The following is a 16,726-nucleotide window of genomic DNA, read 5'->3' on the forward strand; positions in this document are numbered from 1 at the left end:
CTTTCTTAATTTCCACAATTAAGTTGTTATAGTTTAACGGCGCAAAATTCGCGGTAAAAACTACACATAAAAATTGCCCTCCTGATGCACTCAGTGGGCAATTACTTTTTAGAAAATTAAATCGTTATAGCCAAGATTATTTTCTGGATCAAATAAGCGAATTTCTTCCATAATGTCTGTGTTGTTGTCCATAGCTTTTTGAATAGCTTCTCCAAACATTTCAACAAAATTTTCGACTAAAACAATAATGTCGTAGATATCTCCGTTATTTGTATAGTTTTGGAAATAGATTCGTGTTTTATTCCTATCCATAATAAAATACTTTGACATAAATTCTATCATATTATTCATAGAAAACTCCTTATATTCCAGTCACTTGAGCGGAATAAGTAATATTTTGTGTACTATCACTTGTTATTGTTATAATATTTTTCGATGTTTTATTAAATTGAAGCAAGAAAGAAACCGACTGATCTCTTGATGTTGTATAAGGTAATCCCAACCTTCCAAGCGCATAAGCCATAACTATTCTATCACCATTACTAGTACCGTTGGGATTTAATATAATTAAAGTGATGTCTGTCGGTGAAGAATAGGACCGTGTAATAACTGATTTAGACGGGATTCCGATAGTTTCTACAGTTGTTGTATAATTGCCTGTAGGCATCGGATTTAGAGTCCCAACCACCCCGAACAAATCCACTCCCTGTCTGATATTCCCTGCAACTAAATCAGCATCGCCCTGTATCACAATATTCGTATCATAAACGCCTGCTTGCTTGGTTTGATTAACTGTACTTGGAACAACAGTACCACCAATCCTAACAGGTAACGAACCAACTACATCCCCAGCATCTGTTGAAGCTGTCTTACCCTGCCTAATATCTCCTGCTACTGCATTCCCAGCTCCAATATAACTTCCTTCTTCCCCAAACATAGTTACCCCAGACTTAATATTCTCACTCTTAAAGTTAGAATCATTAATTTGAATTCTTACTTTAGTGTTTTCTGGATAATATCCAGAATCAAGAGTAACCTCACTATCTAAAAAGGTATTGTGTAAGTCGTTAAAGTAATTTCCTGCTTTAAACACATCACTACGTGTAGGCATAGTGCCGACTACTTCTCCATTATCCGTTGTTGCTTTTTTCCCCTGTCTAATATCTCCTGCGGTAGCATCACCAGTAGCTTTTATAATGCTTTCAACCTTATCTAGCAAATCGCTCCATGAATCATCTGTAGTTGCTTCTATACCCTTGGCAATAAGCGCAGCAACTAACTCTGATTTTCGCTCATTGCCAGCTTGAAAAGCCTCGTCTAGCTTGTCTTGCAATCCATTCACTCTATTGATTGGGACGCTTTCTGTTGCTAGCACAGCCCCGTTGATTGATCCATCTGTACCAATTGGAACATTCTTCAGCACAATTAAAGAAATTTTCGAATCAACATTAACACCTTTAGTAAGCTCAATCTCTGCACGTTTAACCAGTTTCCCAGCTTCGTCCCGAGTAGCTGCCTTAACAGTGTACTGACTAGCATCCAAAAAGGCCCGATTAATGACGACAAGCAATGTGTCGGTGGATGCCTCGAAGTTGTCTAGCGGAATCTCAAAGTTCGTTTGTTTATCCTCTGTCGCTACTACCTGCAAAGGATAGCTCACTAGCTTCGGAATCCCTGTAGCGGTAACTAAGCTAATTTGCTCGTCGGTATAAGCTTTGGCTTGCTGGAAGCCACCCCCAACCGCACCATCTAGTTTGTCCCAGTTGTCATTTAGCATCGTCTGGATGTTAAACGTATCGTTTTTGTCTAAGATCGGATCTTTTTTCAATAGACCTAAATTTTTAGTTTTACTGCTCACTATACCTCACTCCTTCCGTCAAAGTTACCTAGTGGCTGAGCTTGCATTTGCTCCAATGTCATCACCTCATGTATGTCGCTAAGACGTAAATAATTAAAGGAATATTCAGCGATCAAATGCGCTGGCTTAATCTCTTCAATCATCGCCTTAATATCATCCAAATTAGGAGGGACACCAATCGTATCTTTAAAATAAATCGTAAAGCTCCACTCCGCTGGCTGAAAGGTGACATCCACATTTCCCACGTAATAAGCTTCGGCTACATTTTGGACAAGGCGACCTGAGAAGCTGCCACTGCCGCGAAGCTTTGACTCTACTACTGCTCTACGCTGTGAGATCGGTTTACTAGGATCGCTATAAATGCCTAGCTCATTTTCCCAATGCACTAATCCCCATGTTGCCGTCTTCACAAAAAACTGATCCAACGTCTCATGAAGCGCTTCACTCAGCTTATCTAACTCTGTCCCCACCCCATCTAAATGAGAGCGCATGACACGAGAGTTCTCGTAATAGGTTGGCAAATAACTAAGCATTTCTCGTCCCGATTCACTCTTAACTTCATTCATGCACATTCACCTCGCCAAGCACCGCCACCTGACCAAATGGGATTTCAATGTTGCTGTCTGTGGAGCCATTTACGGTTAGACCTGAATAGTCTGTGATTGGCGGAATATCTAGCAAAACAGCCGCAATACGAGTAATCCGCACTAAGCTATCTTGAAAGGCTAGCTGCTTGAGATAGCTCGTTACTCCTTTTTGAATGAGTGCTTTTACCTCGTCTAAGGTTGCCTCTTTCGCCAAAGTAAGCTGTACCGAAATGTTAATTGGCACCTCCTGAGCAGGCATAACTGTTGTAATTGCCCCTGCTGGTGCCATGCCTTGTCCTTGCCCATCCTGTGTGGGATCAATATACGTCTGAACGGCTTCCACAATGTCTGCATTAGCTGCACGTTTTTCGGTATCAATGACATAAATGCCTACTGTGCCAGTCCCTTGCCACAAGGGCTTCACCTGTACACCCCCGACACCCGCAATCTCAGTTGCCCAGAGCGTATAATGCGCTTTGTTTCCACTCGTGCCTTGGTTGCGGACTCTGGCATAAAAACGCTCTAACAGTGCCTCATCCGACTCAACATCTGCGCCACCACTAAACTCTTTTTCATTCGTAATCTTAGAAATCCCTTGAATTGGGGTGGACATAATTGTAATTACACCACTAGGAACATTCCCTTGCTTGCCCGCTACCAAAGCGGTTGCCCCCACCTTACCAATGCCATCTGCATTTAAGGTAACATCACTATTCGTGACATACTCAATGCTAGCTTCGCCAGTCCATTCATCGGCAAGTGTCGCTAAGATCGTTCCCTTAGGTACGACCTGCCCTGGAGTACCTGTAAACGTAATCCCACCACTAGCAGCAACCGCACCACGACGACTTACACCATGCTCTGCCACCCGATAGTCCAAATATTCGCCATACGTTGTACTTGCAAATCCACGCGCTAGCACCTGCTGTGCCCAAATAGCAGCTTCAGATAACGCAAACGCCACCGGCGCTTCCGCGTCCCAAATAAAAGAACCTTCAGATTTATCAATATCCGAAGGCACTTTCTCCAGCATCCGCTGCATAATTTGTTCTTCTGTTTGCTCCTGTAAATAAAGCGGCAACTCTGCCATTAGAACGACACACTCCTTTCCAGCCTACTGCTCTCCTGCCTTACACTTGTAACAACACAGCTAAAATGGCACACACCTTCCGACCACTCAAACTGGAATTGATCCACATCGGCTGTTCTAGGATCTACCATTAAAGCTTCCGTCGTCATCCGTTCGATCTCGGATTCAAGCGCTGGCTTACTATATGCTCTACCAATTAACTCATCGTATTGCTGTCCATAGTCATTGGAGTACACCAAATGTCGGTATCTTGGCGTGTGCAATGCCTTCATGCACCACACCTTCCAAGCCTCCAGCTCATCTGCAACCGCAATCCGTTTCGTATTTGTAAAAATAAAATCTCCTTGCTCAAAATCAAACTGCCAGCTTCGTCCAAACTGAATCGTAGAAGCGTCACTAGATACGTTCAATACATCATCAACCGAATCAAGCTCATTGCCACTTCCGTTACTTTCAGCCCAAACGATATCATTTGGAAAAAGATCAGCCACCTGCACTCACCACCTTGCATAATACAACGGCATCTTGCCCACCATTAAGCTGTAATACGACCACTCGGTCTCCAGCGGCTAAACCTTTGGCTAAGCTCATGCCTACCTTTGGAATTTCAGCAGCTTCAACCTCATAGCTCATCTTTCCCGTCCCAGAGCCTAATGTCTCGCTGTCAGGATGATCAGCGTCTACCTTGATTTTGCCACTCTGTGTATAGGCTGGCATGGCCAAAGTCACGTTAAAATCTGCAACGTAATAATCCTGAATTTCATGCTTAAATTGATCTAGCTTAAGTCCAGTTGCTGTTATTGTGCCTAGCTCCGCCCCTGTTCCTAACATCATCTGCTGGGCATGCCCAGAAATTTGCTGCTTTAAAGAGGAGGCAAAAGATACATAAGGATCATCAGCCATGATTTAAAAAATACCTCCTTTTTACAAAGTCCTTCGACGCCAACTCTAGCGACATATGCCCAGGATCACCTAGCTCATGCGTAATTGAGGTGACAATGAGCTTCAAGCCATTAAAATGCACAAGATCACCTGCGCGCATCGTATTAATGTCCAAAGCACGAACCGTAAAGGTTTCAACGACGCCCGTTAGCATGGATTGTGCTAGTTTTTTGGCAGCGGCGGTTGTTTTTGTTTCTTCGTTTTGTACAATTTTTTGTAGTGTACCTAGCTTAGGAATATCGGGTGATGAAGCTATCGCTAGGACTGGGGATGGTGAATCAGCGCCTGACTTCCCACTTTCACTATTTCCAATGACCTTTACCTTCGTGATTGCCCCTTCAAGAGTACGCACCTGTGTTACTTCCTCTACCGCTTCCAGGTTCCAAACCGTTTCATTACTACCAATCTTAAATAGCTCTAACCCTGCTGGCGTCATGCGTGGAATATACATCTCTCCACCTGCCTTGACGGTTTCTTGCAAGTCTTGTGTAATCATGTTGTAAATAGGTTGGGCGCGATGTGTTGCTTTGGTTAGCTTTGTTCCAATATCAGGAATGTTTCCTAATTTAATGTTCCAGTCTTTTGCATACTTTTTTAATCGTTGGCTTGCTGTACTTCCTGCTTTGAAAAAATACTCATCCTCTGATTTGGTCAAATAGATGGTGCGATCATAGGCAACGATAGTAATATGCTTACTACCTTTTGTATTACTGCTCAAATCCCAGACCACCCCAGGATGAAGCAAATACACCATATTGCTACCCTCATACGGAACGCCGCTAACTCGAATACTTTGTCCAGGTTCAATTTGTATGCCCTCAGTAGGCACTTTTAACTGAATGGTCGCTTCATAAGATATTTGCTCTAAAGAATCCTTAAGTGAAATACTCTCAATGAGTTCTCTTAAATAATGCTTATTGTCTAAAACAACCTCGTAACTCACGATGGCATCACCAGCTTTTGTCCAACCTTAATTTTGTTAGGGTCTGAACCAATCGTTGCCTTATTAAGTTTGTAAATGGCCTGCCACTTAGAGCTAGAGCCAAGCTCCCGCTTTGCAATTTTAGATAAGCTATCCCCTGACTTCACGACATAAGTGACCGACTTTTTACGCGTATCACTACGTGAATCCTTAGCTTTTGAGCTTGCACCTGTTTTGCTTGCAGTAGAAACTGTTCCTGCCTTCGTGTGCATTTTAGGCTTACGCCAAGTACGCGCCACGATATCAAAATAAATATCGCCAGGCTCTCCACCTCGAAACGAATTGTTATGTGCTGAAAGAATGACAAGTGCATTCAACAGCTTGGAGTTTTCTCCTGCAATAAGCAATCTTAGCGGCTCCCCTTTACTCATCATCGCAGTAAGTTGATCCATCGCTGTTTTGGGATCTGGAAAATCATCATAGGTACAATAGCTTTTATTATAGTGAAGTGGAAAAAAAGAAGAGAAGGCGATTTCCTTCACCTTCTCCCCTCCCGGAAAATCATATTCGCCAAGAGAAAGAATGTTCACCGTCTCCACATCCTTGCCTCTAGTAATACTCACTTCCTCCGGATTTACAGGAAATTTAAAATCAACACCAGAGGAATCTTTTAAAATAAACTCCATATTGCATTCCTCATCTCAACTTCGTATTTTGCCATGCTAGTTGAACAGAACTTGTAATTTTCGTCCCTACAACACTAGCAATTTGATCATAATTTAGCTCAGGCTGATTAACGGTAAGCTGTACCGCCCCCACTGGCAAATTCACTTGAATCGTTGGGTCAAGGATTTGCTTTTGCACCTCAGGTTGTTTCTGCATAGTAGCTGTGGGGGTGATTGGTGTCGGAGGTGTGGGAACAAATCCAAAAGGTACAGAAGGCACTCTAGTAGATGAACCTATTCCTGGAATACCAATGTTGCCTGTTGGTGAAGGCTTATTTTCATTACTCATCTTTAATGGTAGACCTATAACACCTTTATTCCTAGGATAAAGAGATGCTAACACTGGTGAAGTCATAACTGCTCCTACTGTATTAGCAGAATCCTCTTTTCCATAGAAAAGGTCATAAATCCAACCGCCCATGGCATCACCTGCGTAGGAACCCGCAGCCCCCCCAACTTGTGCTCCTAAAAATGCACCGGTACCTCCAGTGAAATAACCTACTCCTAAGCCAGCAAGAACCGATCCTACTGTAGATAAAATAGATGAACCTATTGCCTGTGCGCGTTCTCTACCTGAATCAGCTGATAAAATACTATAAGCATCCATTGCCAGACCTAATGCATTACCTTTATTAAATTTAGTCTTAGGCACTTTTGGTAATAGATTTTCACTTAAATTGGGATTTAGATGCGGAGGCGGCTTGATTATTTCAAATTTATCTCCTTTGTAATCAATCCCTTTTGTAAGATCAGGAACTGGTTTCCATGAGAATTTCTCTGTTTTAATTTTTTCAATATTTTTATTTTCTTTTTTTCCTAGTATTTTATCTGTCCATTCTTTAAAATTATCCTTCGTTTGGGAAAGCCAAGGTTTTTCAGGTTTAGAAGGTGGCGTTTTATTATTATTATTGTTATATTTATTTTGATTGTTGTTCCTATTGTTTCCGTTCTTCTTATTACCCTTTTTATTTCCTTTTTTATTACCTTTTTTATTGCCGTTACTGCTATTATTTCCACTTTTGTGATTGCCGGTTGTCTTGTTTGAACTATCTCCACCAAATAAACGATCTTTCCATTTATTAAACGTTTTATTCTTTTTTAGAAGAGCCCCTATACCTTCTGAAGCAAGATTACTAGCAGTACCACTTATCGAATCTTTAAGAACATCCTTCCAAAAACCACCCCAACCCGAACCTGAATCAGAACCCCCGTTAATATTTACATTCGCATTTAATTCGAGCTCTTTAAATTTTTCTGCAATCTGCTCAGGATCAATAGCTTCAAGAAAGGATTGAAAAAACTGCTGCCCTGCCATTGTGCCCGATTCCTGAAACACCTCAGTATTGCTTAATTGTTCTTTTATGGAGGTCATTAGGTTTTGGCCCTTTAACCAATCTGAAAAACTACCCGAAAACAGCTTCCCCCAGCTTATAGCTTCAAAATTAATCATCCACTTTGTTTCAGTGACTGTCTTTAAATAAGCCGCCACACCCGCAATTTCTGCTGTAGCCTTATCTGCAATGTGAAGACTAGGAGAAATCGTTGTTCGATTAAGACCTTGCAACCGATTCTCAATCCTAGTCAAATGATCCGAAAGCTTATCATTAAGTGCAAGCGTTGGCGCAATACTCATTTTGCTCAAAGCATTACCTCGACGCTGTGCACGCTCAAATAAGCTATCCACACGGCTTAGCTTTTTTTCAAGCTTATCTAGCTGGCCTACACTTTTATCTGTGTTCACTTCATATTCATTTTGTTTAGCCATAATCTCCTCCTTTCTAGACTTACATCCAAAAGAGATTCGCTAAGTCTTTTTTCTAATTCCGTTCCTCTCTACCTCATTCAATTGAAATCAACCTACATTCATTTACATTCGCATTTGCTGCTTCATTACGCGCTCTACCATATCAAGCAAACATTTTTGCTTTATCGCTTATCTACTGAACCTGTCGCTAACTCTAGCTCTTTTTCTGAAAAAGCTCTTAGTAGCTTGCGTTCCCCTTTAGACAACAACCAATACACCCCGGGGCGAAGATGATGCCGATTCCACAAATGGAACATAAGCGCCGTCTCCCCACCGGAGTCCATTAGTTTTTTATGTCTTCGATGTTAACCCCAAATCCAGAAATTTCGAGCACCTTGTCACCTACTGCATCTAGTTCCCCTGCTAAAAGCAAACGGCGAACCGCTTCCTCGCCACCAGACAATTTCAAGCGACTCACTAGGCGATCATCCCCCCAGCCCGAAAGCTGTACAGAATGCTTCGTTCCTTCTTTGTCCTTTTTCACAACCTCTAATGCTGCCGTTGCTTCTTTAATTAAAGCCGCATTAAACAGCTCACTATCTACCTTTTCAGAAACATGACCTTTGTTCGTTTTACGTACTGTACAACGTTCACGAATGCCATCCACTTTGCTAGAGGTCAAACCACGAAGCGTAATACGCAAATTCAATCGGTTAATAAACACCGTTTCCTCTGGTAAATTAGCCGCCGTTTCAAACAAACCATCCAAAATATCCTGCTCGTTAAATACTTCACTCATCTTTGTTTCCTCCAGTAAATTGTTTAATATTAATGTAGAAATAGAAAAGCTCCTTCACCTATTAAAGTTAGGTTTGGGAGCTTTCCTTTTATGCCTCTATGCTACTACGCTCTTATGCTTTATGATTGTTATCTTCTCTTTTGCTTTTTAATTCCTCTTATGAGGCTTGAATTGGATCAAGCAATTCATAGGATTCAAACGTAAACGGAGTTTCCTCTGTTACCTCTTCTCCTGCTGTCCAATTCGCAAGCTGAATCTTATCCACAATACAACCAGTCAACTGAATACGCTCAAAACCATAAGATTCTGGATCAGCTAACTTGTGGATAATGTCAAAACGTTCAAAACCACGTTTAATCATATCTGAAGTCACTTTATATCCACTCATCGTACCTGTTCCTTTTTTACGACCAAGCTTAACGACCGTATAATCTGTACCCACTAAATTTAATTCCTTTTTCTCTACCTCAACACCTGCTTCCAAATGATTGAGGTTACTTTGCCAGTTCCCGTTAATAAAAATTTGACCAAAGGTCCCCATAATTACCCGTGTTGGGTCAAGATGCTGTGCCATATATAAATACCTCCATAGATTTTAATTTTTTGAAGATGTACTTGATATTAAAGTAAGAGGCTACGTTACAGAGAGTGGTTTCAACCACTGTTAAGGTCCTTTTTTCTCTTATTAGATTTATTAACTTGATGAAAATATGACCTTAAAGGCGGACGCTATCGCTTTTCCACCATCTCTCTGCCCCTTCGCTAAGTTTGCTTATTATCAAGTACCTAATTTAGGCTTGAGCCTTAGTGAATAATTAGAAAAAATTCAATATCAATGAACATTAAAACTTGAAACGTGATTTACAGAAAAACCAGTAAGAAGGAGATGGGAATATTCGTTGTAGCTCCTCATACAATACTCCCTCCCCCTAAATGATGGCTGAATACCACCTTACTTTATACCGCCATAGTCAGCCTAGAGCAGAGGGATTGCGGAGAAATGAAATGTGCGCCTTTAAAGTCTGATTACCCCAATTCATTTGAAAATTCAAAGGAATCAGACTTTAACAGCGCTCGAAGCAACCCTCTGCTCGTAGCGATTCCCACGCTAAAAGTAAGGTTTTCAAGCCTTCGTTTACCCTTTACACATAAAAAGTCCCAAAAATCTGCTCCATCACGTCCGTTGTATCTGCACGCCATGTCAAATAAACCTGATCCGCATCAGGCGTAAATTGTTTTGTATTCCCATAGAAGCGAGGGTCAAGTGCAACCTCGTAACCTGTGGATTCGATGATATTTTCGGAAGCTAGACGTTGTAGGTATTGTCTACTTGCTTCGATTAAAGCTAGGCGGCCTTCTTCGGTGTTATTCACTTTTCCGATATAGTTGTCCTCAGCTTGACGTTGTAAATCACTATTGATTTGATCAATGACGCGAATTTTACGGATTTTTTTGAAGCTAGTTCCTTGTCCTTCCGCTAAAGAGGTCAAAGTATTAACACCACGAAGTACTTTCACACGTAAACCGTCATGAATCAAAATAAATACGCCTTGCTTCACCGCTTGCTCTTGCTCTGCTCTTGTCCAGCGGCGAGTGACATCATCAAATGGTGAGATCGCATAAGTCGTCGATTCCTTCAAGCCTTGACCTGCAATTAAACCAGCAACCCAAGCAGCCACCTGTGCGGAAGAATAGTTTACGCCATTTAACTTTGCACCTGTACCCACGTTAATGATACCTTCATGATTAGCCACTTTGCTTCGTTCAATTGCATTTTGGACTGCGGTTTCTGCTAAATCCTCTGCATTTGAACCTCCAAGTGTGAGCAAAATACCTTTTCCTTCTTTACGCACACGTTTTACCCAAGCAATTAGGCTTGTTCTTAAAGCCGCATCACTAATGCCGTCTAAGGTCAACACATGGAATTCCTCAGTTTCAAACACATTTGTTGCCGCAATATAATCTTCATTGGTAATACCAGCAATCCCGCTGTTCCCGCCTGTTAGTGCAGCTTGTGCCACATTAGCGAGTACACCTTCTGCCAGCTTTTCAGCTACAATATATTTGTGTAAAGTAGCATTAATAGCTGAAACAGCCTGCTCAACTTCACCTGTGCCAAGGTTAACTGTACCTAACAACGTTGTACCCTCGAGTAGCTTTAATTCCTTTTCCTCAGGGGTAAACTCATTATCCTGAATTGTGATAGTAAAGCCATTTCCGCGTTCGCCCACATATTTAGCCTTAATATTTAAAATGGCATCGCCATCTTCACCTGCTTTATTTAAGCGCAATGTAGCTTGCTTCGCATTGTCATCTGCAAGTCGATAAGCTAATAGCTTTTTAGGGCCACCTAACAAAGCGAGCTGTAAAGTTGTGTGCGCCGTAGCGCCTCCCGTTACATTTTTACTAAACACATCAGCAATGACTGCTTCATGTGCAATCTCTACAACCTCGCCAATTGGGCCCCAATGAGCCTTCACAGGCGCAAGCACAATCCCTCTTGCCCCTGACTGAATCGCGTTGCCTGCCGCACTTAAAAAATTCATATATAAACCTGGTAATACTGGTTGATCGTTTAAACTCCAATTTCCTCCTGCCATTAAAAAAGCACCCTCTTTTCTTGTTCAAATTTGTTTGTTAAACACATTTTGTACAACATTTTTAGCCATCATGAACCAAATTGAATTTTTTGCATGACATTTACCTCAGATGTTGAAAGCGCCGTTCTGCCACTTAACGTTAATGTAATTGTGCATTCCCGTTTAGGCTGGGATGGTGTAGGTTTAGTGACATTTCCTCTACACGAAGTGACATGCACATATTTAGGGTGAGCGTTCGCGGTATCCCCTTCCAATGCAAGCTTTGGCTGGGTTCCTATCGTTTCTAGTAGCTTTGTCATCCAATTAAGCTCCTGCAATGGATTTTCAGCTACAATTGTTGCCGTTAACGTCTTGTTAGTCTCAAACGAAGTGATACCACGATGGAGCACTTCCATGCTACTCAATTCCCACAACACATAAGGCATAACAACCTCGTCGCCTAAAGCACCAACGTACACATTGCTATCTTCACCTAAAATCGTTTTGGTCCATTGACCTGCGTTTTGCAGCCAGTTATCGATGGCTATGTTTGATGCTTGGTCATACATACTCATCCTCCCTCCTGTTCAGTCACGGTGGCATTTCGCATTCTCAGCGAAGCAAGCCGAAATTACTTTCCTAGCCTGTTGCCTTAGCTTATTGCCTTGCGTCGCAGCGGCTTTTTCTTACTAGATGTAAGCTGCTCTGGCACACATCGCGGCAAGCTGCACACCTGACTTGTTCCGACCCATTTCCCCCACAAACAACCTTTGCAGGCTTGAGGCTGTTGTGGGAGATCTATGGACGGTAAGCTTTTTAATTTTTTACTCACAAATATCCCTCCTGCAAAAAGACACAAAAAAACAACCGCAAGCATGTACGGTTGTTTTTGATGTCCAGTAGTATTAATGAATGAACTTAGATGATTTGATGATAACGTGATGTTTCATCCCTTATCCTTTTCATCCACATTACTAATTTAACACGGGATTTGTCTAGCCAAGGGACAGGTGGCGGTCAAGTAGCGGTCAACGAGAGGACAGGTTACTTTTACCTTATAAAATAAGCTTTATTCACAAGAAATCCCCTACACATTGGTACATTTATTATGAGTTCGTATCCAGTAGCTTCTGTTTCAAACGTGCCAACTGCAATAAATGATGACGGAAATGCATTTCAATAAGTAAAAACCATTCCTTTGCATCTAAATAACCAAATCTAGGATGGGCAATTTTATATTCATTAGCCTTAGCAGCATCGTTAACTTCAGGTTGGAGTTGTCTCATTTCCTCTACTACTTGCATAAGCCCTATCACGAGTTGCTCCTTGGTCTCTGGCTGTTTTGGCGTGTATTGCGGAGAAGCAGGCACAGCAATACGGATCGGCGGAAATCCTCCATGATCAAATATAGCTTGACCTTGCTCTGTTTTACTTGTGGAAGCAGTAGCGGCAGAAATCGTTGCCGGCTCCATCCCAGTTAAGCATTGCTTAATGTTAAACATGTGCATGTTTTGACTGGCTTGAATTAAATGCATATACATTTGACCTAGGGACCAATCTACCTCATCTGTGGTGTAAAGCAGGTCTTTCATAGTCAATGCCTCTAACTCAGCGATATATTGCTTAATTAATTCCTCAAGTGAACTCAATGCTTCCTTTGTACTTTTCATAATTCATTTCTCCTTTTAAGCAAGATAGCTACTTCTTTATTTAAGGCTCAATCCAAGTTCTGTTTTTTTAAGTTAAGTCTTATTTTTTTGTTTCCTGTTTATATATTAAAAAAACGCTACTGACAACTGTATGTCAGTAACGTTTTAACATTTTTAAAATCTCTTCTTTTATTTTTTTTCTAAAATCAAGTGGCTGTATTACTTCAACTTTACTTCCCCAACCTAGAACATGAGGCAACAATTCCTCGACTTGACGTACTTTAAAATAAACAAGTAAGTGCTGAGCCTGATGCTCTACTTTGTCCAAATAAAAATGACTTTGCTCTTTTATTTTATCAATAATGTTGGGGTCTGCTTGCAATACAATTTCTATATCTCGATCAGCCTGTGGAGTATATTGCTGTAGATTAAAGCCTTTTGGATAAGCAAAGGTTTCACCTAAAATATGAAGCTTTGTCATACGAGACAATCTGAAATGACGAATACTTTTTCTTAAATCACAATACGCCACTACAACCCAATTTCCATTAAAAAGAGTTAGACCATAGGGATCAGCGGTGCGCTCAGTTGCACGATTCCCATCATTTTCAGCAATACTTTTCATATAATGAAAACCAATTTTATTACGATGTATAATTGAAGCTCTAATTTGCTCTAAGGCTTCCTTTTCAGCCTGATCAGGTTGATGCTTAATCAGCTTCATCGTATCGCTGATAAGTCTAGCCTCAGCTTGAATCGCTTCGGGTAAAACCGCTTGTACCTTTCGTTTAGCAGACATTGCCGCAGTGCTATAATCCTTCTCTAAGCTTTGCTGAATAAAATCCATCCCAACAAGCAATGCCACAGCTTCCTGCGCAGTAAAGCCAACTGGTGGCAAAAAATAACCGTCCATGAGCAAATAACCTTGTCCAGGTGCTCCAATGATAGGAACCCCTGCTTCACAAAGTGCTTGAATATCTCGATAAATCGTTCTTATACTGATTTCAAATTGCTGTGCTAACTGCTCTGCCTTTACTACTTTTTGGTGTTGAAGCTCTAACAAAATAGCAAGCTGTCGGTCGGTTTTATTCATATTTAACGATTATCCACCTTTTCTGGGTACATATCATGATTCATTAAGCGGTGCTCTGCCATCTTCTCATATTTCGTATCTGGTTTCCCATAATTCGTATACGGATCAATCGAAATTCCTCCACGTGGCGTAAACTTACCCCATACCTCAATGTAATTCGGGTCCATCAGCTTAATGAGGTCATTCATTATAATATTGACACAATCCTCATGAAAGTCACCATGATTACGGAAGCTGAACAGATATAGCTTTAATGACTTGCTTTCTACCATTTTAACAGAAGGAATATAGCTAATATAAATGGTCGCAAAATCAGGTTGTCCTGTGATGGGACAAAGGCTTGTAAATTCAGGGCAATTAAATTTCACCCAGTAATCTCGGTAAGGATGCTTATTATCAAAGCTTTCTAGTATTTCTGGTGTATACGTAAATGGATATTGTACTCCTTGGTTACCAAGTAGGGTAACATCCTGCAATTCTTCTTTTTGTCTTCCTGGATAGTTTAGTCCTCCTTAATAATCCATATACAATTAGCAATTGACGTAAGGAAGAAAAGTTGACGCTACGAGCAGAGGGTTGCTTCACTCGCTGTTAAAACTAAATTTCTGATTAGAAATGGTTTAACGTTGAAATTTAGTTTTAAAGGCGACCATTTCATTGTTCCGCAATCCCTCTCTCTTCCGCTTTGCATTCCTGCCGAAGTCAAACACTAATTATAATTGAGCCCAGTTCATCTCTGAATTTTAAAAACTTATAAACAGCCTAAACTCCTTGCTTATTCCCCCACACTAATGCATGAAGCTGTGGCAACACACGCACATCGTTTAGCTCACTCGATGCCATCACAGCTTCAATTAGCTGTTCATAGCTGCGCAATAAATCCATCGTATGTGCGGGGTAATCTATCCGCTTGACGTCTTCGTTTCCGACCTGCAAATATAAGGTAATGTCAGGAAATTTACGATGTATCTCCTTGGCGTATTCCAAGTCCTTGTCATTAAATATGACGATCTTGAGGCTCACTTCATAAGGGGTTGGGCGTTCCGCTAGCCTCTGCACGATCATTTCTAGCTTCTCCCAATCTGTAGTCATGCCAGAGCTTGGTGGCTTAGGCGATAAGGTGACTTGATCAATTTCTAGCAGCCATGATTGCCAACAAGAACCTTGGGTTTCGATCGCCACAGTAATGTCATATTGATGCAAAAGGCGAACTAGCTCTCCCATATTTTTAAGCAAAGCAGGGTTGCCACCTGAGATAGTAACGTGTGAAAAACGATTGCCTGCTAGCGATGTTAGCTCCTGCCAAACTTCATGGGCGGTCATCGAAACAATACGATCCTTAGCGCTTCCATCCCATGTAAAGGCAGAATCACACCAGCTACACCGATAATCGCAGCCTGCCGTGCGTACAAACATCGTTTTTTGCCCGATCACCATCCCTTCGCCCTGAACAGTTGGACCAAATATCTCCATGATCGGTAGACTTAATTCCGTCATGACATCCACTCCCGTCTAGCTTCCGCATAGCTTGTAGGAGTTTCATATAAACGTACAAATTCCACCCTCGCTTCTAGCTCCCTAGGACAATAGTGTCCTGTTCCAAACGCTACCTGTGTTTGTTCATATATCCACACGACGATATTTTCAGCGGTTGTATTCATCGCTGGTAAGGTTTCGTTTAAATATCTATGATCTAAATAAGGCTCAATTTTTTCTCGCCAAATTTGCTTTAATGTTCCAAAATCGACAGTAATGCCGATATCATTGGTAAAACCACTAATGCCAAAAACAACCTTGTACGTATGCCCATGCAAATTTTTACATTTTCCTTCATAGGCATGTAAATGGTGCGCGGCATCAAAGGTAAATTCCTTACTCACCAGTACACGCCGTTGATGATATTTTAATTGCTCCTTGGTAATGTCTGCTCCAAGCTTTTGCAAAGCTTCAACAATGACAAATTCCCCTGGCTGCTTGTTTGTACTCATAAACTTAATTCCTTTGCTTTTCGCTTTACATTCTTATCCTGCAAAAACGACTCCAAACCCGCCTTACGCAACTGACATGCAGGGCATGTGCCACAGCCATCTCCAATGATGCCATTGTAACAGGTTAACGTTTTTTCACGCACAAAATCAAAAGCACCTAACTCATCTGCAAGCTGCCACGTCTTTGCTTTATTAATCCACATTAATGGCGTATGAATGACGAAATTATGATCCATCGCTAAGTTTAAAGTCACATTTAACGACTTAACAAAATTGTCCCGACAATCTGGATAACCACTAAAATCCGTTTCGCATACGCCAGTTACTAAATGTCGTGCACCAATTCCCTTCGCAAATACAGCCGCAAAGCTTAAAAACAAATGATTACGTCCCTCCACAAAGGTGCTTGGCAATTCACCTTCTTTATGCTCAATTGCCACATCGTCACTGGTTAGTGCGTTATGGGTGAGCTGTCCAAGTAAGCTCATGTCTAGCAGCGTCCATTTGATACCTAATTCCTCTGCAATTTGCTTGGCACATTCAATTTCAAGGGAATGTCGTTGACCATACCCGAATGTTACCGCCTCAACCTCTGCAAACTGCTGCATAGCCCAAAATAAACAAGTGGTGCTGTCTTGCCCTCCGCTGAAAACAACAACGGCTTTTTCTTTTTTGAACACAAAAAATCTCTCCTCTTCAATAAAATATAGACACTAAAGTCTACTGAAGAAAGAGAGTTTCATGAACTAA

Annotated in this window: 20 protein-coding genes; all 20 read right to left on the reverse strand. The window is 41.4% G+C overall.

All coding sequences use genetic code 11. From position 1 onward, the window contains the following. Positions 1-108: 108 nt before the first annotated feature. Positions 109-351, reverse strand: coding sequence for a hypothetical protein (locus ABE099_RS10745; RefSeq protein WP_430030135.1), 243 nt, complete (start codon positions 349-351; stop codon positions 109-111). A 10-nt stretch (positions 352-361) separates the two neighbouring features. After that, on the reverse strand, positions 362-1,858 hold the full coding sequence (locus tag ABE099_RS10750) for a hypothetical protein (RefSeq protein WP_430030137.1): 1,497 nt from the start codon (positions 1,856-1,858) through the stop codon (positions 362-364). Next, the gene (locus ABE099_RS10755) at positions 1,858-2,424 is read right to left on the reverse strand and encodes a YmfQ family protein (RefSeq protein ID WP_430030139.1); all 567 of its coding nucleotides are present in this window, start codon (positions 2,422-2,424) and stop codon (positions 1,858-1,860) included. The genes ABE099_RS10750 and ABE099_RS10755 overlap by 1 nt, the downstream gene beginning before the upstream one ends. Beyond that, positions 2,417-3,535: a baseplate J/gp47 family protein gene (locus ABE099_RS10760; RefSeq protein WP_430030141.1), complete on the reverse strand. Its 1,119-nt coding sequence runs from the start codon at positions 3,533-3,535 to the stop codon at positions 2,417-2,419. The genes ABE099_RS10755 and ABE099_RS10760 overlap by 8 nt, the downstream gene beginning before the upstream one ends. Beyond that, a complete protein-coding gene (locus ABE099_RS10765) occupies positions 3,535-4,026 on the reverse strand; it encodes a DUF2634 domain-containing protein (protein WP_430030143.1) in 492 nt (163 codons plus the stop codon). The genes ABE099_RS10760 and ABE099_RS10765 overlap by 1 nt, the downstream gene beginning before the upstream one ends. Then, on the reverse strand, positions 4,019-4,438 hold the full coding sequence (locus ABE099_RS10770; protein ID WP_430030145.1) for a hypothetical protein: 420 nt from the start codon (positions 4,436-4,438) through the stop codon (positions 4,019-4,021). Before ABE099_RS10770 ends, ABE099_RS10765 begins: the two co-directional genes overlap by 8 nt. Continuing rightward, a complete protein-coding gene (locus tag ABE099_RS10775; protein WP_430030147.1) occupies positions 4,431-5,420 on the reverse strand; it encodes an XkdQ/YqbQ family protein in 990 nt (329 codons plus the stop codon). Before ABE099_RS10775 ends, ABE099_RS10770 begins: the two co-directional genes overlap by 8 nt. Continuing rightward, entirely contained in the window at positions 5,417-6,085 is a 669-nt protein-coding gene (locus tag ABE099_RS10780; RefSeq protein ID WP_430030149.1) for a LysM peptidoglycan-binding domain-containing protein, read from the reverse strand. Before ABE099_RS10780 ends, ABE099_RS10775 begins: the two co-directional genes overlap by 4 nt. A 10-nt stretch (positions 6,086-6,095) precedes the next feature. Further along, complete coding sequence (locus ABE099_RS10785) at positions 6,096-7,889, reverse strand: hypothetical protein (RefSeq protein ID WP_430030151.1); 1,794 nt, start codon at positions 7,887-7,889, stop codon at positions 6,096-6,098. A 161-nt stretch (positions 7,890-8,050) separates the two neighbouring features. Continuing rightward, a complete protein-coding gene (locus ABE099_RS10790; RefSeq protein ID WP_430030153.1) occupies positions 8,051-8,185 on the reverse strand; it encodes a hypothetical protein in 135 nt (44 codons plus the stop codon). A 26-nt stretch (positions 8,186-8,211) separates the two neighbouring features. Further along, a complete protein-coding gene (locus ABE099_RS10795; protein ID WP_430030155.1) occupies positions 8,212-8,667 on the reverse strand; it encodes a phage tail assembly chaperone in 456 nt (151 codons plus the stop codon). Positions 8,668-8,824: 157 nt separating this feature from the next. Next, positions 8,825-9,241: a phage tail tube protein gene (locus ABE099_RS10800; protein WP_210088419.1), complete on the reverse strand. Its 417-nt coding sequence runs from the start codon at positions 9,239-9,241 to the stop codon at positions 8,825-8,827. A gap of 568 nt (positions 9,242-9,809) precedes the next feature. Next, positions 9,810-11,267: a phage tail sheath family protein gene (locus ABE099_RS10805; protein ID WP_430030157.1), complete on the reverse strand. Its 1,458-nt coding sequence runs from the start codon at positions 11,265-11,267 to the stop codon at positions 9,810-9,812. A gap of 68 nt (positions 11,268-11,335) precedes the next feature. After that, complete coding sequence (locus ABE099_RS10810) at positions 11,336-11,815, reverse strand: hypothetical protein (protein ID WP_430030159.1); 480 nt, start codon at positions 11,813-11,815, stop codon at positions 11,336-11,338. A gap of 537 nt (positions 11,816-12,352) precedes the next feature. Continuing rightward, a complete protein-coding gene (locus ABE099_RS10815) occupies positions 12,353-12,916 on the reverse strand; it encodes a DinB family protein (RefSeq protein WP_430030161.1) in 564 nt (187 codons plus the stop codon). A 133-nt stretch (positions 12,917-13,049) separates the two neighbouring features. Next, a complete protein-coding gene (locus tag ABE099_RS10820; RefSeq protein WP_430030163.1) occupies positions 13,050-13,988 on the reverse strand; it encodes a helix-turn-helix transcriptional regulator in 939 nt (312 codons plus the stop codon). A 2-nt stretch (positions 13,989-13,990) separates the two neighbouring features. Then, entirely contained in the window at positions 13,991-14,464 is a 474-nt protein-coding gene (gene queF / locus ABE099_RS10825) for a preQ(1) synthase (RefSeq protein ID WP_430030165.1), read from the reverse strand. Positions 14,465-14,750: 286 nt separating this feature from the next. Then, entirely contained in the window at positions 14,751-15,485 is a 735-nt protein-coding gene (gene queE, locus ABE099_RS10830; RefSeq protein ID WP_430030167.1) for a 7-carboxy-7-deazaguanine synthase QueE, read from the reverse strand. Further along, positions 15,482-15,976: a 6-carboxytetrahydropterin synthase QueD gene (gene queD / locus ABE099_RS10835; protein ID WP_430030169.1), complete on the reverse strand. Its 495-nt coding sequence runs from the start codon at positions 15,974-15,976 to the stop codon at positions 15,482-15,484. Before queD ends, queE begins: the two co-directional genes overlap by 4 nt. Then, a complete protein-coding gene (gene queC / locus ABE099_RS10840; protein WP_430030171.1) occupies positions 15,973-16,656 on the reverse strand; it encodes a 7-cyano-7-deazaguanine synthase QueC in 684 nt (227 codons plus the stop codon). The genes queD and queC overlap by 4 nt, the downstream gene beginning before the upstream one ends. Positions 16,657-16,726 lie beyond the last annotated feature (70 nt).

Source organism: Paenibacillus turicensis (genome assembly GCF_050461185.1).
GTDB lineage: Bacteria > Bacillota > Bacilli > Paenibacillales > Paenibacillaceae > Fontibacillus > Fontibacillus turicensis_A.

Excerpts from the sequence above, each read along its gene's own strand:
- ABE099_RS10795 (WP_430030155.1), bottom strand. The coding sequence starts at position 8,667 with ATGAGTGAAGTATTTAACGAGCAGGATATTTTGGATGGTTTGTTTGAA.
- ABE099_RS10805 (WP_430030157.1), bottom strand. The coding sequence starts at position 11,267 with ATGGCAGGAGGAAATTGGAGTTTAAACGATCAACCAGTATTACCAGGT.
- ABE099_RS10800 (WP_210088419.1), bottom strand. The coding sequence starts at position 9,241 with ATGGCACAGCATCTTGACCCAACACGGGTAATTATGGGGACCTTTGGT.
- ABE099_RS10810 (WP_430030159.1), bottom strand. The coding sequence starts at position 11,815 with ATGTATGACCAAGCATCAAACATAGCCATCGATAACTGGCTGCAAAAC.
- ABE099_RS10745 (WP_430030135.1), bottom strand. The coding sequence starts at position 351 with ATGAATAATATGATAGAATTTATGTCAAAGTATTTTATTATGGATAGG.
- ABE099_RS10790 (WP_430030153.1), bottom strand. The coding sequence starts at position 8,185 with ATGTTCCATTTGTGGAATCGGCATCATCTTCGCCCCGGGGTGTATTGG.
- ABE099_RS10785 (WP_430030151.1), bottom strand. The coding sequence starts at position 7,889 with ATGGCTAAACAAAATGAATATGAAGTGAACACAGATAAAAGTGTAGGC.
- ABE099_RS10770 (WP_430030145.1), bottom strand. The coding sequence starts at position 4,438 with ATGGCTGATGATCCTTATGTATCTTTTGCCTCCTCTTTAAAGCAGCAA.
- queD (WP_430030169.1), bottom strand. The coding sequence starts at position 15,976 with ATGAGTACAAACAAGCAGCCAGGGGAATTTGTCATTGTTGAAGCTTTG.
- ABE099_RS10755 (WP_430030139.1), bottom strand. The coding sequence starts at position 2,424 with ATGAATGAAGTTAAGAGTGAATCGGGACGAGAAATGCTTAGTTATTTG.
- ABE099_RS10780 (WP_430030149.1), bottom strand. The coding sequence starts at position 6,085 with ATGGAGTTTATTTTAAAAGATTCCTCTGGTGTTGATTTTAAATTTCCT.
- ABE099_RS10760 (WP_430030141.1), bottom strand. The coding sequence starts at position 3,535 with ATGGCAGAGTTGCCGCTTTATTTACAGGAGCAAACAGAAGAACAAATT.
- ABE099_RS10820 (WP_430030163.1), bottom strand. The coding sequence starts at position 13,988 with ATGAATAAAACCGACCGACAGCTTGCTATTTTGTTAGAGCTTCAACAC.
- queE (WP_430030167.1), bottom strand. The coding sequence starts at position 15,485 with ATGACGGAATTAAGTCTACCGATCATGGAGATATTTGGTCCAACTGTT.
- ABE099_RS10815 (WP_430030161.1), bottom strand. The coding sequence starts at position 12,916 with ATGAAAAGTACAAAGGAAGCATTGAGTTCACTTGAGGAATTAATTAAG.